This window comes from Streptomyces yongxingensis (assembly GCF_055597465.1).
Genome location: NZ_CM145717.1, coordinates 9,185,163 through 9,209,891, shown reverse-complemented (window position 1 = coordinate 9,209,891; position 24,729 = coordinate 9,185,163). Strand labels below are relative to the sequence as shown.

Annotated in this window: 19 protein-coding genes and 2 pseudogenes; 10 read left to right on the top strand and 11 right to left on the bottom strand. The window is 72.4% G+C overall.

What is annotated here, in order from left to right; genetic code table 11:
* Nucleotides 1–20 precede the first annotated feature (20 nt).
* Nucleotides 21–2,000 (bottom strand): aconitate hydratase, encoded by a 1,980-nt coding sequence (locus ACZ6TD_RS39540; protein WP_471345906.1) that lies wholly within the window; start codon nt 1,998–2,000, stop codon nt 21–23.
* 128 nt (nt 2,001–2,128) lie between these two features.
* Here ACZ6TD_RS39540 and ACZ6TD_RS39535 point away from each other — a divergent pair, with 128 nt between their 5' ends.
* Nucleotides 2,129–3,460 (top strand): family 43 glycosylhydrolase, encoded by a 1,332-nt coding sequence (locus ACZ6TD_RS39535; protein WP_471345905.1) that lies wholly within the window; start codon nt 2,129–2,131, stop codon nt 3,458–3,460.
* A gap of 15 nt (nt 3,461–3,475) precedes the next feature.
* On the opposite strand, the pseudogene ACZ6TD_RS39530 reads toward ACZ6TD_RS39535, so the two are convergent.
* Nucleotides 3,476–3,706 (bottom strand): annotated as a pseudogene (locus ACZ6TD_RS39530) (hypothetical protein); the annotation flags it as partial.
* A 259-nt stretch (nt 3,707–3,965) separates the two neighbouring features.
* Between ACZ6TD_RS39530 and ACZ6TD_RS39525 the strand changes: the two are divergent.
* Nucleotides 3,966–4,982 (top strand): alpha/beta fold hydrolase, encoded by a 1,017-nt coding sequence (locus ACZ6TD_RS39525; RefSeq protein WP_471345903.1) that lies wholly within the window; start codon nt 3,966–3,968, stop codon nt 4,980–4,982.
* 57 nt (nt 4,983–5,039) lie between these two features.
* Here the strand turns inward: ACZ6TD_RS39525 and ACZ6TD_RS39520 are convergent, their stop codons facing one another.
* The 5 genes from ACZ6TD_RS39520 to ACZ6TD_RS39500 form a co-directional block, all read right to left on the bottom strand.
* On the bottom strand, nt 5,040–5,645 hold the full coding sequence (locus tag ACZ6TD_RS39520; protein WP_471345902.1) for a response regulator transcription factor: 606 nt from the start codon (nt 5,643–5,645) through the stop codon (nt 5,040–5,042).
* The gene (locus ACZ6TD_RS39515; protein WP_471345900.1) at nt 5,642–6,871 is read right to left on the bottom strand and encodes a sensor histidine kinase; all 1,230 of its coding nucleotides are present in this window, start codon (nt 6,869–6,871) and stop codon (nt 5,642–5,644) included. The genes ACZ6TD_RS39520 and ACZ6TD_RS39515 overlap by 4 nt, the downstream gene beginning before the upstream one ends.
* Nucleotides 6,872–6,891: 20 nt before the next feature.
* Nucleotides 6,892–7,707, bottom strand: coding sequence for an ABC transporter permease (locus tag ACZ6TD_RS39510; protein WP_471345898.1), 816 nt, complete (start codon nt 7,705–7,707; stop codon nt 6,892–6,894).
* On the bottom strand, nt 7,704–8,630 hold the full coding sequence (locus tag ACZ6TD_RS39505) for an ABC transporter ATP-binding protein (protein ID WP_471345896.1): 927 nt from the start codon (nt 8,628–8,630) through the stop codon (nt 7,704–7,706). Before ACZ6TD_RS39505 ends, ACZ6TD_RS39510 begins: the two co-directional genes overlap by 4 nt.
* Nucleotides 8,631–8,744: 114 nt before the next feature.
* The gene (locus ACZ6TD_RS39500) at nt 8,745–10,058 is read right to left on the bottom strand and encodes an aspartate aminotransferase family protein (protein WP_471345894.1); all 1,314 of its coding nucleotides are present in this window, start codon (nt 10,056–10,058) and stop codon (nt 8,745–8,747) included.
* A gap of 98 nt (nt 10,059–10,156) precedes the next feature.
* Between ACZ6TD_RS39500 and ACZ6TD_RS39495 the strand changes: the two genes are divergently transcribed.
* Together ACZ6TD_RS39495 and ACZ6TD_RS39490 are read left to right on the top strand one after the other, a co-directional pair.
* Complete coding sequence (locus tag ACZ6TD_RS39495; protein WP_471345892.1) at nt 10,157–11,110, top strand: LysR family transcriptional regulator; 954 nt, start codon at nt 10,157–10,159, stop codon at nt 11,108–11,110.
* Between the two features lie 168 nt (nt 11,111–11,278).
* On the top strand, nt 11,279–12,010 hold the full coding sequence (locus ACZ6TD_RS39490; RefSeq protein ID WP_471345890.1) for a dienelactone hydrolase family protein: 732 nt from the start codon (nt 11,279–11,281) through the stop codon (nt 12,008–12,010).
* Between the two features lie 85 nt (nt 12,011–12,095).
* Here the strand turns inward: ACZ6TD_RS39490 and ACZ6TD_RS39485 are convergent, their stop codons facing one another.
* A complete protein-coding gene (locus tag ACZ6TD_RS39485; RefSeq protein WP_471345888.1) occupies nt 12,096–13,457 on the bottom strand; it encodes a glutamine synthetase family protein in 1,362 nt (453 codons plus the stop codon).
* Between the two features lie 258 nt (nt 13,458–13,715).
* Here ACZ6TD_RS39485 and ACZ6TD_RS39480 point away from each other — a divergent pair, with 258 nt between their 5' ends.
* The 6 genes from ACZ6TD_RS39480 (at nt 13,716) to ACZ6TD_RS39455 (ending at nt 20,030) form a co-directional block, all read left to right on the top strand.
* The gene (locus tag ACZ6TD_RS39480) at nt 13,716–14,291 is read left to right on the top strand and encodes a MarR family winged helix-turn-helix transcriptional regulator (protein ID WP_471345886.1); all 576 of its coding nucleotides are present in this window, start codon (nt 13,716–13,718) and stop codon (nt 14,289–14,291) included.
* A gap of 119 nt (nt 14,292–14,410) precedes the next feature.
* A complete protein-coding gene (locus ACZ6TD_RS39475) occupies nt 14,411–15,922 on the top strand; it encodes an aldehyde dehydrogenase (RefSeq protein WP_471345884.1) in 1,512 nt (503 codons plus the stop codon).
* Nucleotides 15,915–16,844, top strand: a complete 930-nt coding sequence (locus ACZ6TD_RS39470) for a 3,4-dihydroxyphenylacetate 2,3-dioxygenase (protein ID WP_471345882.1) — start codon at nt 15,915–15,917, stop codon at nt 16,842–16,844. Before ACZ6TD_RS39475 ends, ACZ6TD_RS39470 begins: the two co-directional genes overlap by 8 nt.
* An 11-nt stretch (nt 16,845–16,855) precedes the next feature.
* The gene (locus tag ACZ6TD_RS39465; RefSeq protein WP_471345880.1) at nt 16,856–17,704 is read left to right on the top strand and encodes a fumarylacetoacetate hydrolase family protein; all 849 of its coding nucleotides are present in this window, start codon (nt 16,856–16,858) and stop codon (nt 17,702–17,704) included.
* Nucleotides 17,705–17,792: 88 nt separating this feature from the next.
* Entirely contained in the window at nt 17,793–19,154 is a 1,362-nt protein-coding gene (locus tag ACZ6TD_RS39460) for a pyridoxal phosphate-dependent decarboxylase family protein (RefSeq protein WP_471345878.1), read from the top strand.
* Between the two features lie 69 nt (nt 19,155–19,223).
* Complete coding sequence (locus ACZ6TD_RS39455; RefSeq protein ID WP_471345876.1) at nt 19,224–20,030, top strand: acetoacetate decarboxylase family protein; 807 nt, start codon at nt 19,224–19,226, stop codon at nt 20,028–20,030.
* A 21-nt stretch (nt 20,031–20,051) separates the two neighbouring features.
* Here the strand turns inward: ACZ6TD_RS39455 and ACZ6TD_RS39450 are convergent, their stop codons facing one another.
* The 3 genes and pseudogenes from ACZ6TD_RS39450 to ACZ6TD_RS39440 all read right to left on the bottom strand — a co-directional run bounded on the left by ACZ6TD_RS39450 (nt 20,052) and on the right by ACZ6TD_RS39440 (nt 24,618).
* Nucleotides 20,052–22,439, bottom strand: a complete 2,388-nt coding sequence (locus tag ACZ6TD_RS39450) for a glycoside hydrolase family 95 protein (protein ID WP_471358443.1) — start codon at nt 22,437–22,439, stop codon at nt 20,052–20,054.
* A gap of 29 nt (nt 22,440–22,468) precedes the next feature.
* A pseudogene (locus tag ACZ6TD_RS39445) lies at nt 22,469–23,212 on the bottom strand (ThuA domain-containing protein); the annotation flags it as partial.
* 239 nt (nt 23,213–23,451) lie between these two features.
* On the bottom strand, nt 23,452–24,618 hold the full coding sequence (locus ACZ6TD_RS39440) for a Gfo/Idh/MocA family protein (protein WP_471345874.1): 1,167 nt from the start codon (nt 24,616–24,618) through the stop codon (nt 23,452–23,454).
* Nucleotides 24,619–24,729: the final 111 nt, after the last annotated feature.

The following is a 24,729-nucleotide window of genomic DNA, read 5'->3' as shown; positions in this document are numbered from 1 at the left end:
TCAGTGTCATGGCACTCACCTCAGTGTGCGAGAGCCGGGATGATACCGCCCGCGAGTACCGCTTCCCGCTGCCGGGGCGAGAGGCGGTGGCGGACGGTGTACTCCTCGTCCCGGGTCGCGTTGCGGACGCGGAGGGTCGGTTCGCCGCCCGGTGCGAGGGCGTCGCGCAGACCGGGCACATGCAGCCGGTCGTCGGGGCCGATCCGGTCGTAGTCGGCGGGGTCCTCGAATTCGAGCGGCAACACGCCGAAGTTGACCAGGTTCTGCCAGTGGATGCGGGCGTAGGACTTGGCGATGACGGCTCGCAGTCCGAGGTAGCGCGGGGCGATGGCGGCGTGTTCGCGGGACGAGCCCTGTCCGTAGTTCGCACCGGCGACGATGAGGTGCCCGGTGTCCTCCCGGACCGCCTCGGCGCGCCGTGGATAGTCGGGGTCCAGCCGGGTGAGGGTGAATCCCGCCAGCTTGGGGATGTTGGAGCGGTAGGGCAGGGCGTCCGCCCCGGCCGGGGAGATCTCATCGGTCGAGACGTCGTCGCCCGCCTTGAGGAGCACGGGGCCGTGAATGCTGTCCGGCAGCGGATCCAGCTCCGGCAGTGCGGAGATGTTGGGGCCGCGTACCAGCCGGACGCGTGCGGCCTCCTCCGGTGGCAGCGGTGGTTCCAGCATGGCGTCGTTGTTCGAGGGCGGGTCGGGCGCCTCCGGCGCGGGAGGGGCCGCCGCCGAGATGCGGTCGGCCCAGTCGCGCGGGTCAGCGATGGCGCCGGTCAGCGCGGAGGCCGTGGCGGTCTCCGGTGAGCACAGCCACACCGCGTCGTCCGCGGTGCCGGAGCGACCGGGGAAGTTGCGCGGGAAGGTGCGCAGGGAGTTGCTTCCCGAGGCCGGGGCCTGCCCCATGCCGATGCAGCCCAGACAGCCCGACTGGTGGATGCGGGCACCGGCGGCGATCAGGTCGAACGTCGCACCGCAGCGCGTCAGGTCCTGGAGGATCTCGCGGGATGTCGGGTTGATGTCGAAGCTCACCCCGGCCGGGACCTGGCGCCCGGCCACCATCGCGGCCGGGACGGCGAAGTCGCGGAATCCGGGGTTGGCGGAGGAGCCGATGACGGCCTGGGCGATGGGCTCCCCGGCGGCCTCCCTGACCGGCACGACGTTTCCCGGGGACGTGGGCCGTGCGATGAGCGGCTCCAGTGTCGACAGGTCGATCTCCTCGTCGAGGTCGTAGGAGGCGTCCTCCTCCGCGGTGATCTCGACGAAGTCGTCGCCGCGCCCCACCCCGTCGAGGAAGCCGCGCACCGCCCCGTCCGAGGGGAAGACGGTGGTGGTGGCGCCGAGTTCCGCCCCCATATTGGCGATGACGTGGCGGTCCATCGCGGTGAGGGAGGCCAGACCGGGCCCGTGGTACTCCAGGACACGGTGGACGCCTCCCTGCACTCCGTGGCGGCGCAGCAGCTCCAGGATCACGTCCTTGGCGCTGACCCACGGGGGCAGCTCCCCGGTCAGTCGGATGCCCCAGACCTTCGGCATGGTGAGGTGGAGCGGCCGTCCGGCCATGGCGAGCGCCACTTCCAGGCCGCCGGTGCCGATCGCCAGCATGCCCAGGGAACCGGCCGCACAGGTGTGCGAGTCCGAACCGGCCAGCGTCTTGCCGGGGGCGCCGAAGTGGTGCATATGGGTCGGGTGGGAGACGCCGTTGCCGGGCTTGGAGAACCACAGGCCGAACCGGCGGGCGGCCGAGCGCAGGAAGAGATGGTCCTCGGCGTTGCGCTCGTCGGCCTGGAGGATGTTGTGGTCGACGTACTGGACGCTGGCCTCCGTACGGACCCGGTCCAGGGCCAGCGCTTCCAGCTCCTGCATCACCAGCGTCCCGGTGGCATCCTGCGTCAGCGTCTGGTCCACCCGCAGCGCGATCTCCTCCCCCGGCTCCATCCGGCCGGACAACAGATGATCATCGATGAGCCGCTGGGTCACGGTGCCGTGCGCACGGGCACGGGGCAGTTCCATGAGCCACCGCCTTTCCGGGCGGAGCGTCCGGACCCTCCGGGCGCCCCACACCGGGTACCCGGTCCGCGCCGCGTCATCTTTTTTCCCGGCTCTTGACGAAAATCGATGGGGGTTCGCATGCTGTGCTCATGCCAACCAGCTCCGAGAACAGGTCGCCCATCCACAGACGCACATTGCTGGCCGGAGTCGCGGGTTCCCTGGGCGTGGCGGCGGGACTGCCCGCGGCCGCCGCCCAGGCATCGCCCCCGGAGGCCGCCGCGATGCGGCGGTACCCGTCGAACTGGCCCGACCTCGACCCCTACGGCCTCGCGGACACCCGCCCGGACCTGTGGCCGCGCGAGGACAACTCCTTCGTCCTCCCGCTCGAGCCGCGCCCCCGCGACCGGGAGCGCGGCCTGGTCTGGATGCGGGACACCTACGTCAACTGCTTCGTCGTGGACGGCCGCCCGGTCTACGTGGCCACGGGCACCACCCGCGTACCCGGGCTCACTGCCGCCGGCCCGTGGAACGACGGCATCTTCGTGTGGGTGGCCCCGTCCCTGCGGGGGCCCTGGAGGCTGGCCGACACGACCGGCATCCGGCCCGGCGCCGAGCGGGGGAAGGTGTGGTCGCCCGAGTTCGTCGGCGAGAACCGGCCCGGACGCACCGTCGTCGCCCCCTGGCAGGAGTACTGGTACGACGACCGGTTCGGCAAGCGCGGCCAGGTCTGGGCCCCGGAGCTGCACCACTTCCGCGGCACCTGGTACATCGTCGCGTGCATGGGCGACCACTCCCGGAAAGTCGGTTCGTTCCTGCTGGTGAGCGAGGGCGGCATCGAGGGCCCGTACCGGCTCGTCGAGGGCAACCTCGACAAGCCCTTCGGCGAACCGTTCATCGGAGGGCCGGAGTTCATCGAGCCCGGCGCGTACCACCACATCGACGGCAGCCTCTTCACCGAGGGCGACGACGCGTGGCTCGTGCTGCACAACAACCTGTACGCGACGTTCCGCGACGACATGGAGGACATCGTCCCGACGAGCGGCCTCCCGACGTTCCGGCAGCGGCCCTACTCCCCCGAGCCGTATCTCGAGGGTGCGTACGTGTTCAAGTACGAGGGCGCGTACTACCTCCTCCAGGCGGCGTGGAACCGGACGTCGGTCAATCCCGACGGCAGCACGCGCTACGCCTACGACCCGCCCGGTCCGGGCCGTGTGCAATACCACTACGACGCCGTCATCGCCGTCTCGGACAGCTTCGAGGGGCCGTACTCCAAGCGGTGGACCGCGGGTGTCGGCGCAGGCCACAACAACGTCTTCGTGGATCACGGCGGCCACCTGTGGGCCACGTTCTTCCGCAATCCGAACTTCGGCTACTGGTCCGACCCGTCGCGCATCGCCGACGCCGCCGTGCCCGGTGTCGTACGGCTGGAGTGGACCGGCCCGGAGGGTCGTCGCCTCTACGTCCGGCGCCGCCGGCGGTGAACGGCGGGGTGCTCGTCAGCGCCCGTCGCCGTCGTCCGTTTCGCTCGTGGTGCCGTCGGTGGCGACGACCTCCTCGTCCTTGTCGGTGTAGTCGAAACGGGCGAGCACACTGCGCATGGCCTCCACGCGCGCCCGCTTCTTGTCGTTGCTCTTGACCACCGTCCAGGGCGCGTGCTCCGTGTCCGTCTCGCGGAACATGGCGACCTTCGCGGCGGTGTAGTCGTCCCAGCGGCCCAGCGAGGCGATGGTCGGCTTCTCCAGCGCCACGACCCGCGCGCCACGCGGGTTGAGGTGACAAGCTCAGGCCAATTCTCGGCGAACTCGAGGCAAAGGCAGTACAAGGGCGACGCGCGCAGGTCGTGGGAATCGTTGTCGGCGTGGCGCAACCCTGGTGGATCGCCTGCTTCACCCGGTCGGACGCTGCCGCGCGGCCCCGCGCCGCGGGTCCGGCGAACGTTGAGGAGCCACAGCCCTCACGCGAAGACCTCAGGGAAGCGAGGACACCATGGCGGCCTCTCCGGCTCTCGGCTCCGGACGCGGACGGTTCCGGGCGCGCGGACGGCTCCGGTCACGCGTCGCGGCGGCCGGATGCGCCGTGGCGGTGTGCGCGGCGCTGATGGCCCCGGCCGCCGCGGAGGACGACGCGGCGGGCGGTAAACCCACGGTGGTCCTGATCCACGGCGCGTTCGCGGACGGCTCCAGCTGGAACGGTGTCATCCAACGGCTGGAGCGCCGCGGTTACCCCGTCATCGCCCCCGCCAACCCGCTGCGCGGCCTCACCACCGACTCCGCCTACATCGCCTCCGTACTGGACAGCGTCAAGGGCCCGATCGTGCTGGTGGGCCACTCCTACGGCGGCGCGGTCATCAGCACGGCCGCGGCGGGGAACTCCCGGGTGAAGTCGCTGGTGTACGTGTCCGCTCAGGCGCTCGACAAGGGGGAGAGCGGGCAGTCGCTGGCCGCCCGGTACCCCAGCGAGCTCGCCACCGCCATCAAGGCGGTCCCCTACCGGGCCGGTGGCGGGGCGCGGGGCACGGACCTGTACCTCAAGCGGGACAAGCTCCACCGGGTCTTCGCCGCCGACCTGCCCGCCAGTACGGCGAAGTTGCTGGCGGCGACCCAACGGCCCGCCAGTACGGCCGCGTTCTCGGAGAAGGCCAAGGTGGCGGCGTGGCGGCAGATCCCGTCGTGGTTCCTCGTCGCCCGGCAGGACAAGACCATCAACCCCCGGCAGGAGCGGTTCGAGGCCAAGCGCGCCCACGCGCACACGGTGGAGATCAACTCCTCCCACGTGGCCATGATCGCCCACCCCCAGGCGGTCACCGACCTCATCGTCAAGGCCGCCACGGCCACCGGTTCGGCCCGGCCGTCGCCCGCGGCCAACCCCTCCGAATCCCGCGCCAGGGCGGAGTCCCGGCCCGCCGACACGGCCGCCGCGTGGGTGACCGCGGGCGCGGCGGCGCTGCTCCTGGGCGGTGGCGCCGTCCTCGTCGGCCGCCGCCGACGCCGGCGTCCGCGCTGACCGACTGGCGGCGCCCGCGCTGACCGACTGCCGAGGACTGTTGTCGGCGCGAACCCCCTACAGCCATCCGCGCTCGCGGGCGATCCGCGCCGCCATATGGCGGTTCTCCGCGCCGAGTTTGGCCGCGGCAGCGGACAGGTAGTTGCGCACCGTCCCGCGCGACAGCCCGGCGCGGGACGCGATCTCCGCCACCGGTGCCCCGTCCTCGGCCAGCGACAGCATCTCCGCCTCGCGGGGAGTGAGGGGCGACTCGCCCGCGGCGATCGCGTCCGCCGCCAGTTCGTGGTCCACGTAGCGGCCGTCCGTGTGCACCGTACGGATGATCTCCGCCAGGCGCCGCGCGGACACCGTCTTGGGCACGAAGCCGCGCACACCCGCCGCCAGCGCCTGCTTCAGCGCCCCGGCCCCGGCGTGGCTGGTGACGATCATCGAGGCGCACTCCGGCACCTCGTCGCGCAGCCGCGCCGCCACCGACACGCCGTCACGTCCGGGCATCCGCATGTCCAGGACGGCCACGTCGGGGCGGTGTGCCCGGGCCATGGCCAGCGCCTCGTCGCCCGATCCGGCCTCCGCCACCACGGTGATGTCGTCCTCCAGCGCGAGGAGGGAGGCGAGCGCACCCCGGATGAGGTGTTCGTCGTCCGCCAGCAGAACCCTGATCATTCGCCCGCCTCCCACGGGATCCTCGCGGTCAGGCGGAAGATCCCGTCCGGGCGCCGCTCGGTGGCCAGGGTGCCGTCCACCTCGGCCAGGCGCTCGCGCAGCCCCGGCAGTCCGCTGCCGGTGCCCGGTCGGGGGTCCGCGTCCGCCCCGTCGTTCTCCATCAGCAGTGCCACCGAGCCCGCGACCGTGGCGCGCACCGACACCTCGCAGCGGGACGCGCCCTGTGCGTGGCGGAGCACGTTCGTCGTCCCCTCGCGGACCACCCAGCCGAGCGCCGTCTGCGTCTGCGCGGGCAGCCGCGCCGCCGGGCCGTTCTCGATCCGGCAGTCGATCCCGGCCGCTTCGAGGACCGACCGGGCCCCGGCCAGTTCGGCGTGCAGATCGGCGGTGCGGTAGCCGCGTACCACCGCGCGGATCTCCCGCTGGGACTCCTGCGCGATCCGCTGCACCTCCTCCATCTGGGCCACCGCTTCCTCCCGGCCCCGCCGCGCCAGCTCCACCGCGAGTTCGCTCTTCAGCGCCACCACCGCGAGGTTGCGGCCCAGCACATCGTGCAGATCGCGGCCGAAGCGCAGCCGCTCCTCCGCCACGGCGAGGCGGGCCTGTGTCGCCCGCGCCCTGGCCAGCTCCTCGATCAGCCGCACGCTCCACCCCGAGAGCCGTAGCGCGGTGGCCATGAACGGAACCATGAGCAAGCCGGCGCCGACCGCGAGGGCCAGCGGCTCGCCCGACAGCCCGCTCGCCGCCGCCGCGCCGAGCGCCACCACCGGCACCGCCCCGACCAGCACCGCCCCGGCGCGGCGCGGCAGCGCCAGCATCGGCGGGCCGGCGTAGTACATCAGCAGCCAGACCAGATACGGCGCCAGGTCCGCCTCGCCGATGCGGCCCGAGGCCAGTAGCGCGCAGCCCAGGGCGGCCATGGCCACGGTGACGGCGGCGTACAGCGCGACCAGCCGGACCGGGCGCGGTCCAGCGCCGAGGTAGTGGAGCAGGGCGGGGCGGGAGAGCAGCCCCTGGACGGCGACGTGCACCGTGCCCACGCCCGCCACCAGGGCCGACCCGAGCGGGCCGGCCTCCGTCATCACGATCCAGAACGCCCACAGCGCCGCCTCGGTGGCGGCGAGGAAGACGACGGTGGCGATGGTGTAGCGGCGGTAGCGCTCGGGGCCGTCCGGGCCCCCGAGCCGCTCCACCCAGTCATCCACGCTCAGGCTCATCGTCTCCATCACCGTCGGCTCCGCCGTCCTCAACCTCGCGGTCCCCAGCGGAACCACCGGCGCACACCGAACACTGCCAGGCCCGTCCAGGCCAGCGCGAGGAGCGCCGCCCGGAGCTGGTCCACACCGTCCAGGTCGCCCGTCCAGCCGCCCCTCAGCAGATCCATCACCGGCGAGAACGGCAGCCAGGCGGCGATGTCGGCCATCGTGTCCGGCATCACCTCACGCGGCGCGTAGACCCCGGAGGCGGCCATGGTCACCAGCAGGAAGGGCAGGAACGTCAGCTGTGCGCTCTCCGCGGTCCGGGTGAACGCCGCCGTCAGCGCTCCCGCGGCCACCAGCATCACCACGCCGACGAGCAGGCCGAACACCGCCAGATGCGGGGCGGCCGGCGCGTCCGCGTCCAGGAACACGGTCATCCCGATCGCCAGCAGCACGGACTGCACGGCCGCCAGCAGGAACGCCGGGAGGGCGTTGCCGACGAGGATCTCCCAGTCGCGCACCTCGCCGGTGCGCAGCCGCTTCAGTACGAGGGTCTCGCGGCGCAGCACATACACGCCGACCAGATTCGTGTATACGGAGAAGAACAGCGCCATCGCCAGCGCGGCGGGCAGCATGACGGTGGCCACCGACAGGCCGGTGCCGCCCAGGTCCAGCTCCTTGACCACGCCGCGCATCGCGAAGGCCATGATGCTCGGCAGGACCACCGCGGTGACCAGGGACGCCTTGCTGCGCAGGAGCAGCGTCAACTCGGCGCGGCCGAGGGCGACCAGCCGGTCCATGGCGGTGACCCGGGTGGGCGTGGCCGCGTGGGCCCGTCCCGTAGGGGCTGTTGACGTCGTCATCGTGCCCCCTCGCTCTCCAGGCCCTTCGCGATCTCCATGAACGCCTCCTCCAGCGTGGCCGACCGGGCGTCGAACCCGCGCAGCACCACATCCTTGTCCCGGGCCCACAGCAGCAGCGCCGTCGCCGTGCGCTGGAGATCGACGGTCTCCAGCCGGACCGTCCGCCCGGCCTTCTCCTGCCTGGTCACCCCCAGCGGTGCCAGCGGTGGCAGATCGCCGAGGAAGTGGTCCACGGGCAGTTCGAAGCTCATCCGCGAGGGCCGCTCGGCCACCACGTCGGCGACCCGCCCCGAGGTGGCGATCCGCCCGGCGTGCATGATCGCCAGCCGGTCGGCCAGTTGCTCCGCCTCCTCCAGATAGTGGGTGGTGAGCAGCACCGTCGTGCCCTGCTCCTTGAGCTCCCGGATCAGCTCCCAGGTCTCGTGGCGGGACTGCGCGTCCAGGCCGGTCGTCGGCTCGTCCAGGAACAGCACCTCCGGCCGCCCCAGCAGGGCCAGGGCGAGATCGAGGCGGCGGCGCTCGCCACCGGAGAGCTGCTTGACCCGCACCGCCCGCCGCTGGGTCAGCCGGGTCAGCTCCAGGGCCTCGGCCACGGGGCGGGCGCCGCTGGTGCACCCCGCCCACATGCGCGCGGTCTCGGTGACCGTGAGCTCGGTCGGGAAGCCGCCCTCCTGGAGCATCACCCCGATACGGGGGCGTACGGCGGCGCGGTCGCGGTACGGGTCGCGGCCGAGCACCCGAACGCCCCCGGAGGTGGGGATGGCCTGCCCCTCCAGGACCTCGAGGGTGGAGGTCTTACCGGCCCCGTTGGTCCCCAGGAGCGCGAAGAGCTCACCACGGGCGACCGTGAGGTCGACGCCGCGCACGGCCTGGAAGCCCTTGTAGTGCCGCCGCACGTCGGCGGCTTCAATAACGGTGTCCATGCCTTCCAGGTTTCCGGCGCGGCGGGGCCGGGAGGAGTGCGGTGTGTCATGAGTCCGCATGACAGATGTCATGCGGACTCACGAGATGGCGTCAGGCGGACTCATGACGCGGCGTCAGAGATCGCGGACGGCGTCGGTGAGTGCCTGGTCGAGGATGGCGACACCGCGGGCGATCTCGTCGTCGCCCGCGGTCAGCGGGGGCGCGATCCGGAAGGTGCCGCCCATGCCGGGCAACTGGACGATGTTCATGTGCAGCCCGAGTTCGAAGCAGCGCCGGGTGACGGCCGCGCCGAGCCGGTCGGCGCCACCGGTGCCCAGCACCTGGTCGCCGACCAGCTCCATCCCCAGCAGCAGCCCACGGCCGCGGACGTCCCCGACGACATCGTGGCGGGTGGCGAGCTCATCGAGCTGACCGCGCAGTGCCGTGCCGAGTTCGCGCGCACGCTTGTCGAGGTGGTCGCGGGCCAGAACGTCGAGGACGGTGTTGCCGACGGCCGCCGGCAGCGGGTCGCTGACATGGGTGGTGAAGAACAGGAACCCCCGGTCGTACGCCTGCTGCTCGATCTCCGGGCTGGTCAGCACGGCGGCCAGCGGCAGCCCCGCGCCGAGCGTCTTGGACAGCGTGAGGATGTCCGGGACGACGCCCTCGTGTTCAAAGGCGTACCAGTCGCCGGTGCGGCACAGCCCGGTCTGCGCCTCGTCCAGGATCAGCAGCATGTCCCGCTCCCGGCACTTGTGGGCCAGGGCGGCGAGATAGCCCGGCGGGAGCTCGATGACGCCGCCGGAGCTGAGGATCGGCTCGACCAGGCAGGCGGCGAGACTGCCGACCGACTGGGCGTCGATGAGGTCGAAGCCCAGGTCGAGCTGGCGCCGCCAGTCGAGCACCCCCTCGGCGTCGACGATGTCGGGGTGGAAGCGGTCCGGTACCGGCAGCGCGAAGTTGCCCGGCGCGGCGGGTCCGTAGCCCTTGCGCCCGGCGCTGTAGGTGGCGTTCGCGGCGGCCTGGGTCATGCCGTGCCAGGACCGGGCGAACGAGACGATCTCATGGCGCCCGGTGACGAGTTTCGCCATTCGCACCGCGGCCTCGTTCGCCTCCGCCCCGGTGGTCAGGAGCAACGCCTTCTCGAGGGGGTCGGGCAGGGTCTCGGCGAGCCGCCGGGTGAGGTCGATGACCGGGCGGCTGAGCATGCCGCTGTGCAGATGATCGAGGTGGCCGACCTGTTCGCGCACCGTGGCGACGATCTCCGGATGGGAGTGGCCGAGGATCGCGCTCATCTGGCCGGAGGTGAAGTCGAGCAGCTCGCGGCCGCTCTCGGTGAACACCGAGGTGCCCGCGGCGCGGGCGATGACCTCGGGGGTGAACGCGGCTCGGCCGGAATAGCGGATGAGGTGGCGCTCCACGGCGCCACCGGCTGTCTCGGGATCCATGCCACCGACGTTAGGGATGCGCCACTGCGCGCGTCCATCGCACAGATCCGACCGTTCTGTTCGGTGAAACCGGACAGCGGAACCGTAGAATCGCGCCCATGCTCAACTCGGGTCGGCTGCGGCTGCTCAGCCTGCTGGAAACCCTGGGCACCGTGCGCGCGGTCGCCGAGACGCTGCACCTGAGCGCGTCGACGGTGTCCCAGCAACTGGCGGTCCTCGAGACCGAGACTCGGTGCCGGCTGATCGAGCGGACCGGGCGGAAGGTGCGGCTGACCCCGGCAGGACTGCTGCTGGCCCGCCGGGGCCGGGAGATCCTGGACCAGATGGCGGAGGCCGAGGCCGAGCTGCACGCCCTGAACGACGAGCCCATCGGCACCGTCCGGCTCGGGGTGTTCCAGAGCGCGATCTACACCCTCGCGGTCCCGGCGACGACGCGCCTGGCCACCACCCATCCGCGGCTGCACCTCGAACTGATCGAGCTGGAGCCGCACGAGGGCGGACCGGCCCTCCGCTCGGGCGAGGCGGACGTCATCGTCACCACCACCGACTACGTCGGCCTCTCCTGGGGCGCGGACCTCGAGATCATCCCGCTGGGAACCGACCCGATCGTGCTGGTGCTGCCGCGCGACCACCCGCTCACCAGCCGTACGACGGTGAACCTCGCGGCGTGCGCGGAGGAGACGTGGGCGTGTGACCGACCGCGGTCGTACATGGCGGATCTGACCGTACGGCTGTGCCGCGAGTCGGGCTTCGAGCCCCGGGTGGCCTGCCGGTTCAGCAACTATCTGATGCTGCTGCGACACGTCGAGTCGGGCCGGTCGATCACCCTGCTGCCCGCGCTCGCCATCACCCCGGACCACGCCGTCGCCACCCGCGAGCTCAGCGCACCGGTGCACCGCAACATCACCATCGCGGTGCGCCGCGGCACGACGCGGCGCACCGCGGTGAACGCGGTCGTGGCGGCCCTGCGCGACCACCCCGAGATCCCGGCCCTGTCCGCCCCGAACCAACGGAACCAGCAGTACGGCGCTGAGCGCACCCGCGGCCACTGACCGGTGCTCCACGGTGCCGCTCACGCCCGTCGTGATACTTTCAGTGCCGCCGTGCGCTGCCGCGAACCGAGGAGGTGAGACCGATCAACGCTGTGACAGGTCGGGCCCCCTTCTCCCGCATGGCCTAGGGAGTGCCCGCGGAAGGCATCCCGAAAGGCTTGCGACGCAATGCGCTTCACCTCTGAAACGTCGTCCGACGGTGTCCGCGAACAGCTCTTCACCCTCGGTGAGATTCCCGGCGTGCTGTGGACGCCGGAAGGTATCGCCGGTGCCCGTCCCCTGATCCTGCTGGGGCACGGCGGCGGTCAGCACAAGAAGGCCCCGGACATTCTGGCCCGTGCGCACCGCTTCGTGGCCGAGTGCGGTTTCGCGGCGGTGGCGGTCGATGTGCCCGGGCACGGCGACCGGCCGCTGGACGAGGAGTACAACCGGATCGCCACCGAGAACCAGGCTCGTGTGGCTGCCGGAGCGGAACGGGCTCCGCTGATCGCCGAGTTCCAGGCGCTGGTGGCCCGCCAGACCGTCCCGGAATGGCAGGCGGTCCTGGACGCGGTGCGGCGGCTCGATCACGTCGGCGCCGGTCCGGTGGGCTACTGGGGGATCTCGCTGGGCTGCGGGCTCGGCGTTCCGTTCGTCGCCGCCGAACCCCGGGTCCGCGCGGCGGTGCTGGGCCTGGGCGGGGCCCTGGCCTCGGCCGAGGACGCCGCGCGGATCACCGTCCCGGTGGAGTTCCTGGTGCAGTGGGACGACGAGCGGGTGCCACGTGACCAGAGCCTGGCGCTCTTCGACGCCTTGGCCTCGGCCGAGAAGACGCTGCACGCCAACCCCGGCACACACGGGGAGGTCCCGGCCTTCGAGCTGGACAGCACGCTGAGGTTCTTCTCCCGGCACCTCGTCTGAGACCGCCGACGCCCTGGGGAGGGCCCGCCTTACGCTTTCTGCCCGGCTGCCCGGCTGCCCGACTGCCAGGCCAAGGGCGGGGGGCTCAGATGAGCCGCGCGTACTCGCGGAACTCCCAGTCGGTGACGTACCGCTGGAACCTGGCCAGCTCATCGCGCTTGAAGGTGAGGAAGGCGTCGACGAAGGGCTTGCCGAGCGCATCGGTGAGCCGGTCGTCGCCTTCCAAGGCGTCGAGGGCCTGGCCGAGGTCCGTCGGCAGCAGGGCGGCGGTGCCCCTGTCGCGGCCTTCCCCGGTCATCGGCCCCGAGGGCTCCTCGGCGGCGGCGATGCCCAGATGGGCCGCGGCGAGCAGACCGGCGATGGCGAGGTAGGGGTTGGCGGTGGCGTCGCCGAGGCGGACTTCCAGGCGGGCGGCGCCGCCGCGCTCGGGCGGGACGCGCACCAGGGCGTTGCGGTTGTCCAGGCCCCAGTTGACCAGCCAGGGGGCCGTGGTGTCCGGGCCGAAGCGCTTGTACGAGTTGATGGTGGGGTTGAGCAGCGCGGAGAGCGCGGGGGCGTGGGCGAGCACTCCCGCCAGGGCGTGGCGTGCCGAGGCGGACAGCCCGTAGGGGTCCCGGGGCGCGTCGAAGACGTTACGGCCGTCCGCGTCCACGAGGGACAGATGGACGTGGAACCCCGAGCCACCTCCGTCGTTGAACGGCTTGGCCATGAACGTGGCCAACCTGCCCTCCGCATGGGCGAGTTCCTTGATCGCGGCCTTGAAGCGAAAGGCCCGGTCGGCGGCGTCCAGCGCCTCGGAGTGGCTGAGGTTGATCTCGAACTGACCGCTGTCGAACTCCCGGTTGCCGCCGCTGACGTCGAGCCCGAGGGCGTGCAGCGCCCGGAGGGTGCGCAGCAGGTGCCCGTCCGGGTCGCCCTTGCGGCCGGTCGTGTAGACATGGCCGGGGGCGGGGGCGTAGCGCCGCCAGCCGACGGGCGAGGCCGGGTCCGGGTCCCGGTCGAGCAGGACGTACTCCAACTCCGGGCCCACGACCGCGGTCAGGTCCGCGTCGAGCAGCCGGCCGATGACCTGACGCAGCAGGTCCCGGGGCGATTCGGGCACGGGCAGCCCGGTGGCCGGGTCCCGGACGTCGCCGATGCACCAGGCCACGCCCGGTTCCCACGGCAGGGCGACGAGCGTGGTCGGGTCGGGGCGGACGAGGAAATCCGGCATACCGGCTTCGAGGCCGCCGGGGAGGTACGAATGATCGCCCAGCGCCGCGGTGTGGTACACGGCCCGGCTGAAGGCGAGCCCGTGGCCGACCGCGTGCGGCAGCTGGTGCAGCAGGATGTCCCGGCCGCGGTCGGAGCCCATCATGTCGGGATAGGCGACCCGTATGACGTCGATGCCCTCGGCCGCGAGCGCCTCGGTCCTCCGGCGGATCCGGTCGGCTGTCTCGGCGCTCAATGGTCGCTCCCTGGAAGTGGGCCGGGACGGTGTGCTCCGTTCTGGCCCCTTGCTCTGTTCCGGCCCCCGTGGGTGCCGGGATTATTTGACACCAAACGAGAGGGCCACACGATACGAGGCGGCCGGGCCGTCCACAAGGGTTGCCGAGATACGGCCCGGGCGCGGCCGTCGCCCGGCCCCCGGCGCGCCCGGGGCTACATTTGAGCGCGAACGAATCACCCGGCGGCCCAGGCCGCCCGAAGCCGAGGAGGATCCACCGTGCCCGGGCGCCGCCGATCCATCGCCGAGACCGAACAGGCCGTCCAGGAACGACTCGGCGGCTTCGCCTTGCAGCGTGAACAGATGGCCGCCGTCGCCAATATCCACCGCGCCGCCGCGGCCGTCCGCCAGCACCTGGAGAACTCCGCGCTGCGCCCGCACGATCTGACCTGGACCGGCTTCGTGGTGCTGTGGGTGCTGTGGATCTGGGGCGAGGCCGAGACCTGGTCGGTCGCGGAAGAGGCGGGCATTTCGAAGGGGACGCTGACCGGGATCGCGCGCACTCTCGAATCGCGTCACCTCGTGGCCCGCGCACCCCACCCGGAGGACGGGCGGCGCGTTCTGCTCTCGCTCACGCCGGAGGGCGAGGAGCTCATGGAGCGCCTCTTCCCCGCGTTCAACGCCGAAGAGGCGTTCGTCGCCACGCCGCTGAGCGCCGAGGAGTGCCTGCGGCTGGCCAACGGGCTGCGCGCCATCGTGGCGCAACTGGAGGAGCACGGCGAGGAGCGCCGACGGCAACTGCTCGACGGAAGGGATCTCGCCCCGCGACGCTCGGGCCGCCGCTCCCGCCAGTGACCACGCCCCGGACACCTCCCCGGAGCAGCTCCCCAGGGCCCCGGCCACCGAGGCGACCTTGACCCGGCCCCGCGGCACGGTTAGCTTGTTTGGGGTCAAACAAAACGGAGGACCGGGACATGCCCCAACAGCCGGACACAGCTGTGAGCGAGGCACGGATCGCCGGTGTCGCCGTCGACACCCGGCACTGGATCGGCGGCCGGCGCGTGGCGTCCACCGACACCTTTCCCGACATCTCACCGATCGACGGCAGCACCCTCGCCCGGATCGCCCGCGGCGGTCCCGACGAGGCCGAGGCCGCCGTGGCCGCCGCCAAGGCCGCCTTCCCCGGCTGGGCCGCCACTCCCCCGGCCGAGCGCGCCCGCGTCCTCCACGCCATCGCCGACGGTGTGGAGGAGCGCCTCGAGGAGCTGGCGATCGTCGAGACCACCGACAACGGCGCGCTTCTGCGCTCACACCGCCGGGGTGTCATCCCGCGCGCCGCCCACAACTTCCGCTTCTTCGCGGACTGGCCGCTCGCCCTGGGCCACGAGGACTTCACGACGCACACCGGCGGCCCCACCGGCCCGGGCCACACCAACCACGTCAGCTGGGACCCGGCGGGCCCCTGTGTGCTGATCACGCCGTGGAACGCCCCGCTGATGCTGGCCACGTGGAAGGTCGCCCCGGCCCTGGCCGCCGGGAACACGGTGGTTCTCAAGCCCGCGGAGTGGTCCCCGCTGACCGCCTCGCTGCTCGCGGACATCGCGGCCGGGGCGGGGCTGCCGCCCGGTGTCCTCAATGTCGTCCAGGGCTACGGCTCCGAGATCGGCGACGACCTCACCTCCCACCCGGACGTACGCCGGATCAGTTTCACCGGCTCGGTGCCGACCGCCCGGCGCATCGCCGCCTCGGCCGCCCGGAACCTGACCCCGCTGAGCCTCGAACTCGGCGGCAAGTCCCCGCTGTTGGTCTTCGCGGACGCGGATCTGGAGCTGGCCGTCGACCTGGCCGTGGAGCAGTTCGACAACGCCGGGCAGGTGTGTCTGGCCGCCACCCGACTCCTCGTCGAGGAGTCGATCGCGGACGAGTTCACCGACCGCTTCCTGCGGAAGGCCGCCCGGCTGACACAGGGTGATCCACGCGAGGAGGCCACCGACATCGGGCCCACCATCCACCCCCGCCAGATCGAGAGGGTCGACGGTTTCGTACGGCGGGCGATCGCGGCCGGGGCCCGCGTGGTCTTCGGCGGCGGCTCCCACCCCCGGCTCGGCGGTCTGTACTACCGGCCCACCCTCCTCACCGACGTCGCCCAGGACTCGGAGATCGTGCAGGAGGAGGTCTTCGGCCCGGTGCTGACCCTGCAGACCTTCGCGGACGAGGCGGAGGCGATCCACCTCGCCAACGACACCCGCTACGGGCTGGCCGCCACCGTGGCCACCGGCGACCGCCGGCGCGCCGAACGCGTCACCACCCGGCTCGTGGCGGGCACGGTCTGGGTCAACTGCTTCTTCGTACGCGATCTGCGGGCGCCCTTCGGCGGCTCCCGGCTCTCCGGCGTCGGCCGCGAGGGCGGCACCTGGAGCTTCGACTTCTTCTGCGATCTGAAGAACCGCGTGACCGCCCCGAAGGGGTTCGGCGACCATGGGTGAGATCGTCGGGGCGGGTCTGCTCGCCCATGTCCCCACCATCGTGCTCCCCGAGGAGACCCGGCGCGAGCTCAACGAGGGCAAGGAGATCACCCTGGTCACCGGCCTCCGGCAGCTCCGCGAGGACGTCTTCGGGCGCGATGACTACGACACCGTCGTCGTCCTGGACTCCCACTGGGCCACCACGGTCGAGTTCGTCGTGACGGCCCACTCGCGGCGCGCGGGGCTGTTCACCTCCGACGAGCTGCCGCGGGGCATGTGCCGGATGCCGTACGACTTCCCCGGCGATCCCGAACTCGCCCACGCCGTCGCCCGGTTCGCCGAGGCACACGGCACCTTCATCACCCCGATCGACGACCCCTGCCTGCCGATCCACTACGCCACCGTCAACCTCTGGACGTTCCTGGGCGAGGGGCTGCCCGGCAAGCGGTGGATGACGATCGGGGTCTGCCAGACCGGCGACGTGGAGGACCACTTCCGGCTGGGCCGGGCGCTCGCCGACGGCATCGCCGCAACGCCCGGCCGCCGTGTGCTCCTGATCGCCTCCGGCGCCCTCTCGCACACCTTCTGGCCACTGCGCGAGATCCGGGACCACGAGGCCAGCGACCCCCGCCATGTCTTCACCCCGCAGGCGAGGGCGGCCGACGAGGAGCGCATCGCCTGGCTCAAGGAGGGCCGCCACGACAAGGTTCTCGACACCATGGACGAGTTCTGGACCCACCAGCCCGAGGCGAAGTTCTTCCACTATCTGATGATGGCCGGTGCCCTCGGCGAGCGGGCGTGCGTGGCCCCGGCCCGGCAGTACGGCGCGTACGAGAACTCCGTGGGCACCGGCCAGGCCCACCTCTGGTTCGACCGCCCGGCCGACGGCTGGACCGGCACCGGCTCGGCCACGTCCGCCACCACCCCGCCCAGCCCCGTCTGAGGAGAGCCGACATGCCCGAGTACCGCCGCATCCTCCTCGACGGCGCGGTCGTGGAGACCGTCCGCGAGGGCGACGCACTCCGCACCGGCGACGGCCGCCGGGTCACGATCCGGGAAGCACACCACCTGCCTCCCGTGGTCCCCTCCAAGGTGGTCGCCGTCCACCTCAACCACCGCAGCCGCGTCGCCGAGTTCCAGGTCCAACTCCCCGCCGCCCCCACCTACTTCCACAAGCCGACCTCGGCCCTCAACTCCCACCGGGGCGCCGTCGTCCGCCCCGAGGGCTGCAAGTGGCTCAACTACGAGGGCGAGGTGGCCATCGTCATCGGGACGACCACGCGGAACATCGCGCCCCACCAGGCGGCGGAGCACATCGCCGGTTACACGATCGCCAACGACTACGGGCTGCACGACTTCCGGGACACCGACGCCGGTTCGATGCTCCGTGTGAAGGGGTCCGACACCCTGTGCCCGCTGGGTCCGGGGCTGGTCACCGACTGGGACTTCCGGGACAAGTATCTGCGCACCTACGTCAACGGCCGGCTGGCGCAGGACGGGTCCACCGACGAGATGGAGTGGGACATGCACTATCTCGTCGCCGACATCGCCCGCACCATCACCCTCCACCCCGGTGATGTGCTGCTCTCCGGGACACCCGCCAATTCCCGCCCCGTGCGGCCCGGCGACGTGGTCGATGTGGAGGTGGAGGGCCTGGGGCGGCTCACCAACCACATCGTCACCGGACCGGCCCCGATCCGCGGCGACATCGGCGCACAGCCCACCGAGTCGGAGGAGGTCCTGTCCACCGCCCTGGGCGGAGACTGGGAGTTCCGCGGCATCCGCCCGCCCAAGCGGCCCTGACCGCCCAAGCGACCCTGACCGCACCAGCGACCCTGACCGCACCAGCAGCCCTGAACAGAACCTCCGGCCCGACCAAGGAGTGGACCACATGGATCTGAATGCCTGGCTCGCCACGGCCGTGGCGTCGGACGCCGACTGGGTGAAGAGCTTCGGCCCGTACCAGGCCCATCCGGCGCTCGCGGTCGACGACGCCCGGTTCGCCGCCGCGTTCGAGGTCTTCACCGAGCGGCTCAAGGACAACTACCCGTTCTTCCACCCCCGTTACGCGGGCCAGATGCTCAAGCCGCCGCATCCGGCGGCGGTCGTCGGCTACCTCACGGCGATGCTGATCAATCCCAACAACCACGCCCTGGACGGCGGCCCGGCCACCGCCGAGATGGAGCGGGAGGCCGTCCAGCAGCTCGCCACGATGTTCGGCTACGACACCCACCTCGGCCACCTGACCACCAGCGGCACCATCGCCAACCTCGAGGCGCTCTTCGTGGCGCGCGAACTGCACCCCGGCAAGGGCGTCGCCTACAGCACCGAGGCCCACTACACCCACGGCCGGATGTGCGGTGTCCTGGGGGTGGAGGGCCATCCGGTCCCGGTGGACGACCTGGGCCGGATCGATCTCGACGCGCTGGAGCGGGTCCTGCGGACCGGCCGCGTCGGCACCGTCGTACTCACCGCGGGCACCACCGGGCTCGGAGCCGTCGAGCCGATCCACGAGGCGCCGGCGCTGCGCGAGCGCTACGGCGTGCGCGTCCACGTCGACGCCGCCTACGGCGGCTTCTTCACCCTGCTGGCCGGGGCGCCGGGCCCGGAGGGCCTGCCCGAGGAGCCGTGGCGGGCCATCGCCGAGGCCGACTCCATCGTCGTGGACCCGCACAAGCACGGCCTCCAACCGTACGGCTGCGGCGCCGTCCTGTTCCGTGACCCCTCGGTGGGCCGGTTCTATCTGCACGACTCGCCGTACACGTACTTCACCTCCGAGGAGCTGCACCTCGGCGAGATCAGCCTGGAGTGCTCCCGCGCGGGCGCGGCGGCCGCCGCGCTGTGGCTCACCTTCCAGCTCATACCGCCCACGCGCGAGGGGCTGGGGCAGTCGCTCGCGGCGGGTCGGCGGGCTGCGCTGCGCTGGGCCGAACTGATCGAGGGTTCGGAGCACCTGGAGCTGTACCAGGCCCCGGAGCTGGACATCGTGAGCTACTTCCCGGTGACCGGGGCCGCCACACTGTCGGGGATCGACGCGGCCAGCAACCGTGTCCTGCGGGAGGGGATGACGGACAGCGACCCCGTCTTCGTGAGCACGCTCCGCGTCGGCGCCGATCGCCTGACGGCCCTCCATCCGAAGCTCGTCCGGGACGCCGACGGGGCCCGCATCCTGCGCAGTGTGCTGATGAAGCCGGAGTCCGAGGGCTATGTCGACGATCTCCACGAGCGTCTGGAGCGGCTCGCGCGTGCGTGACGGCCGTCCCATGCCCCCTCGGCCCAGCCGCGGCCCAGCCGCAGCCATCCGCGTCAGGAGCGTGACGGCATGACCAGCGTCCGAGGCTACTTCCCGCCCAAGACCGCCACCGGCGCCGCATCCCTCATCCCCTCCCCACCGTGGCACTACTCCGGCGATCTGCTCACCATCGAGTACCGCACCGACCCCGCGCGGGTGCGCGAACTCCTGCCCGAGCCGCTGGAGCCCGCCGAGGAGGATCCGGGGGCGGTCGCGCTGATCTGGGCCGACTGGCAGTCCTGCGCGGCCGGCGGACGCGAGCTGCTGGATCCGGTGCTCTCCCAGTACAAGGAGACCTTCGCGGTCGTCCGCTGCACCTACCGGGGGCGGACGTACTCCCGCTGTGTCTACATCTGGGTCGACAAGGACTTCGCGATCGCCCGTGGGGTGCAGCAGGGCTATCCGAAGAAGCTGGGCTCCATCCATCAGACCCGCCCCCACCCGTACGGGCCCGCCCCGCGCATCGAGCCCGGCGCCCGGTTCGGCGCGACCCTCGCCGCGGCCGACCGGCGCCTCGCCCAGGCCGTGGTGACCCTGCGCGAACCCTCCGAGACCGGCGGCTTCGTCAACGGCCATCCCATGGCCCACCACCGCTGGCTGCCGTCGATCGAGAACGGCGAGGGCCTCGCCCTCGACGAGCTGATCGAGTCCGGCGCCGCCTCCTTCGAGGGCGGTCGGCCGTGGGTCGGCGACGCCGAGCTGGAGCTGTTCGAGACGCCCACCGAGGAGCTGGCCCGGCTGGAGGTCCGCGAGCCGATCGCCGCGTACTACCGCCAGGTCGGCGTGGTCTGGGACGGCGGCCGGCTGCTGGAGTCCGGCACCTCGGGGGCCCGGTAGCCACCCGCGCCGAGCCCCCGATCAGGCGGGACGGACCACATACGTGGCGCCCGCGTTCGCGGTGAAGGCCGTGACCCCCGGCTCCGGCCGGGTGGTGGCGACGGATGCGTCCCCGGAGGTCACCCGCACGGCCTTCGCCGTACGCAGCCGTGTCGGGCCTCCGGCCCGGGCCCTCAGCCGCGCCTCACTCAGCGCACCGCCCACCCAGTTGACGTCCACCTCGAAACCGCCCCGCGCCAGCAGGCCCCGCACGCTGCCGTCCGGCAGATTCGGCGGGAGGGCGGGCAGCAGGTGCAGTTCGTCGTGCTGGCTCTGCAGCAGCCATTCGGTCACTCCGGCGCAGGCGCCGAAGTTGCCGTCGATCTGGAACGGCGGGTGCAGGTCGAAGAGGTTGGGGGCGGTGCGCTCGGGGGTGAGCAGATCGGTGAGCAGCTTGTAGGAGCGGTCCCCCTCCTGGAGCCGCGCCCAGAAGTTGATCTTCCAGGCGAGCGACCACCCGGTCCCCGCGTCACCGCGCTGTACGAGAGTGGTGCGCGCCGCGGCGAACAGGTCCGGGGTGCGCGTCCGGCTGATCTGGTTGCTCGGATGCAGCCCGTACAGATGGGAGACGTGGCGGTGCTGCTGCTCGGGGGCGCCCGCGTCCCAGTCCTGCTGCCACTCCTGGAGCTGGCCCCGCGCGCCGATCTTCATGGGGGCGAGCCGTCCGCGTGCGGCGAGCACCTGGTCCCGGAAGGCGGCGTCCACGCCGAGGAGGTCGGCGGCCGAGGCCACCGCGCCGAACAGGTCGCGCAATAGCTGCATGTCCATCGTCGGCCCGGCGCACAGCGAGCCGCCGCCCCCGCCGTGGTGGGCGTTCTCCGGGGAGACGGAGGGGCAGGTGACCAGCGCGCCCGTGGTCGGGTCGGTCACCAGCGCGTCGAGGAAGAACTCGGCCGCGCCCTTGAGAACGGGGTAGCGCGCCCGCAGTTTCGCCGTGTCGCGGGTGTACCGGTAGTGCTCCCAGATGGCCATGGACAGCCATGCGCCACCCATGGGCCACATGCCCCAGAAGGCGCCGTCCACGGGCGCCGTGCCGCGCCAGGCGTCGGTGTTGTGGTGGGTGACCCAGCCGTCCGCGCCGTACTGGGTGCGCGCCGTGGACCGCCCGGCGACGGCCAGCTCGTCGAGCAGCGCGAAGACCGGGTCCCAGCACTCCAGGAGATTGGCGGGGGCGGCCGGCCAGTAGTTCATCTCCGTATTGATGTTGATGGTGTACTTCGAGCCCCAGGGCGGGCTCGTCAGGTCGTTCCAGATGCCCTGGAGATTGGCCGGCTGGGTGCCGGGGCGGGACGCCGCGATGAGCAGATAGCGGCCGTACTGGAAGTGGAGTTCGATCAGTTGCGGGTCGCCGCCGGAGGCGAAGCGGGCGACGCGCTCGTCGGTGGGCAGGGCCGCCGCGTCGCTGGTGCCCACGTCCAGCGAGGTACGGCGGAACAGCGCGCGGTGGTCCTCGACATGGCGACCGCGCAACTGTCCGTACGGGCGGTTCGCCGCCGGATTGAGGTCCCCCGCCGCCCGGCCCGCCGCGTCGCCATGGGCGTTCTCCCAGTTCACGTACGTGGTGCCGATGGCCACCAGGACGGTGGCCGCGTCGGCGCCCCGCACGGTGACGGTCCCGCCCGCGCTGGTGGTGGTGCCGCCCTCGGCGAGCACCCGCACCAGCGCGCGGAACCCCACCGCGCCGTCCACCCCGCCGGTGGCGTCGCCGGTCCCGTCGAGCGCGGCGGTGAGCGGGTCGGGCGAGGACGGGGAAGTGTGCAGCGGGCTGTCGAACGTGGCGCCGAAGGACAGGGCGCCCTTCTTCGAGGCGGACAGCCGGACGACGATGACGCGGTCGGGAGCGCTGGCGAACGCCTCGCGGGTGAACGTCACACCGTCGCGGGTGTAGGTGGTGGTGGCGATCGCCGAGTCCAGGTCCAGCTCCCGCCGGTAGCCGGACACCGTGCCGCCCGTCGGCAGCTTCAGGAGCAGGCTGCCGACGGTCTGGTACTGGGCCTGGCCGCCGGGCACGCCGAGGAAGTCGGAGTTGATCAGCGTCTCGGCCTCGGGCCACTTGCCGTCGAAGACGAGCTGCCGGATGCGGGGCAGGGCGGCCAGCCCCTTGTGGTTGTCGTATTCGTGCGGCCCGCCCGCCCAGAGGGTGTCCGCGTTGAGCTGCAGCCGCTCGGTCTCGGTCCCTCCGAACACCATCGCGCCGAGCCGCCCGTTGCCCAGCGGCAGGGCGCTCAGCCAGTCGGCGGCGGGCGCGCGGTACCACAGCGCCAGCGGCCGGTCCGCCGCCTGGTGCCCGCCGTGCTGCGCGGCGTGGGCGGACCCGGCGGGTAGGCCGGTGGCCGCGAGGCCCGTGGTGGTCGTGGCGGCGAGGGCCATGAACTGCCGGCGCGGGACGTCAGCGGTCACTTGGCCACGCCCATGGCGTAGGTGATGCCGCCGAGGAGGTGCTGCCGGAAGGCGGGCTCGGCGTAGGACTCCTTGGTGTGGCCGAGTCCGGTGTAGAAGGCCCGGCCGCCCTTGTACGCCTGGTACCAGCTGATGGGGTGATCGCCGTTCATGGTGCCGCCGCTGTACGAGGACTCGTCCAGCGAGGCGAGCACGTGCACGGTGGCCGTACCGCGGGGGTTGGTGCGGTAGTTGTACCACTCGTCGGTGCGGACCCAGGTGTTTCCGAGGTGGGCCGTCGCCGGGTGGGCGTGGTCCTCGACCTTCACCGTGGCCTGCTGGATCGCCGGGTGGGACTGGAACCACGCACCGCACAGGCCGCCGTAGAACGGCCAGTCGTACTCGGTGTCGGCGGCCGCGTGCACCCCCGCGTAGCCGCCGCCCGCCGCGATATAACCCTCGAAGGCCGTCTGCCTGCCGCCGTCGAGGACGTCGCCGGTCGTGGACAGGAAGACCACGGCGGCGTAGCGGGCGAGGTTGCCGGGCGTGAAGGCGGTGGCGTCCTCGGTGGCGTCCACGGCGAACCCGGCCTGGGTGCCCAGTTGCCGGATGGCGGCGATGCCGTCGGGGATGGAGTCGTGGCGGAAGCCCGCCGTCTTGGAGAACACCAGCACCCGGCCCGCCTTCGGCCGCCTGCGGATGGGCGCGGCCCACGCGGGCGCGTTCGCCGCGGTGATCAGGACGGCGCCGGCCGCGGCCTTCATCACGGAGCGGCGCGGGGCGGGGGCGGGCAGGTCTGGACGTTTCCTGTGCACGGGGAACCTCCGGGGAGAAGTGTGATTCTCAAAGGGGGTTGGGCACAGCGCGCGCCGTCGCGCCTGGGGCGCCGCACGGATGCGAGCCTCGGTGAGGGGATGGGGCCGCGTCCGTGGACGTAAGGGACCGTACCGAGTCGGCCTCACTTTGCAAAGCCCGTTGACAAAATCCTGTGCCGGTCGTCCGTTCACCACCTCGTGGGCGCGGGACGGCCCGCCGATGGGGACAGCTCGTCGACGAAGGGCACGGGCTCGGGACGGGAACATGTGGTGCCGACCGGCAGCGAGGTCCGCTCCCGGGCGGCGTCGAGGAGGGTGAGCATGACGTCCAGGACATGCCGGGCGAGCTCGGCGGAGGCCCGGTGCGGACGGCCCGCGCCGAGTGCCCGCGCCAGGTCGGCCAGGCCATAGCCCCGGGCGGAGCCCGCGTATCCGGCCGACGGCGCCAGCGGCTCCCAGGCGCCACCGCGCCAGAGCTCCACCGGGCCGTCGAAGGTGTTGGGGTCCGGCACCGACAGCGAGCCCTCACTGCCGTGGACTTCGATGCGCGGCAGCCGGGCCGCGTGCACGTCGAAGCTCATCAGCAGTGTGGTGAGCGCGCCTCCGCGATGCTCCAGGACGCCCGTGACATGGGTGTCCACCTCGACCGCGAAGCGCTCGCCCGCGCGCGGCCCGCTGCCGATGCTGCGCTGGGCGCGCGGCCGGGAGGCGGCTCCGGTGACCCGGACCACCGGGCCCAGCAGGTGCACGAGGGCGGACAGGTAGTACGGGCCCATGTCCAGCAGCGGCCCGCCGCCGGGCCGGTAGTAGAACTCCGGGTCCGGATGCCACGCCTCGTGCCCGGCGGTGGTCATGAAGGCGGTGGCCGCGACCGGTGTGCCGATGAGTCCGTCGTCCACGGCCTTGCGCGCGGTCTGGGTGCCCGGACCGAGCACGGTGTCCGGCGCGCAGCCGACCCGCAGCCCGGCGAGCTCGGCCGCGCGCAGGATGGCATCGGCCTCCTCGCGAGTGCCGGACAGCGGCTTCTCGCCGTACACATGCCGGCCCGCGGCGAGCGCGGCCAGCGCCACCTCGGCGTGCGCCGCCGGGATGGTCAGGTTGAGTACGGCGTCGACGTCCTCACGTGCCATCAGCTCATCGGCAGACGCGGCGACGGCCACGCCCTTCGCGCCCCTGGCGGCGGCCTCGGTGCCCCTGGCGGCGGCCTCGGCGCTCTTGGCCGCGGCTTCGGCGCGCGCCCGGTTGAGGTCGGTCACGGCGGTCAGGCGCAGTCCCGGCAGGCGGGGCAGCGTGTCCAGATAGGCCCGGCTGATCTTGCCCGCCCCGACCAGTCCTATCCTCAGCGGCTCGCCCACAGCGGCCCCCTCCCGGTCAGCGCCCGCGCCCGGGGCGCCCATCTGCTCGTCGCGTTCGGTGTCACGGGCAGTTCTGAGGTGCCGTCAGGAAGGTGCGTACGGCGGTGGTGC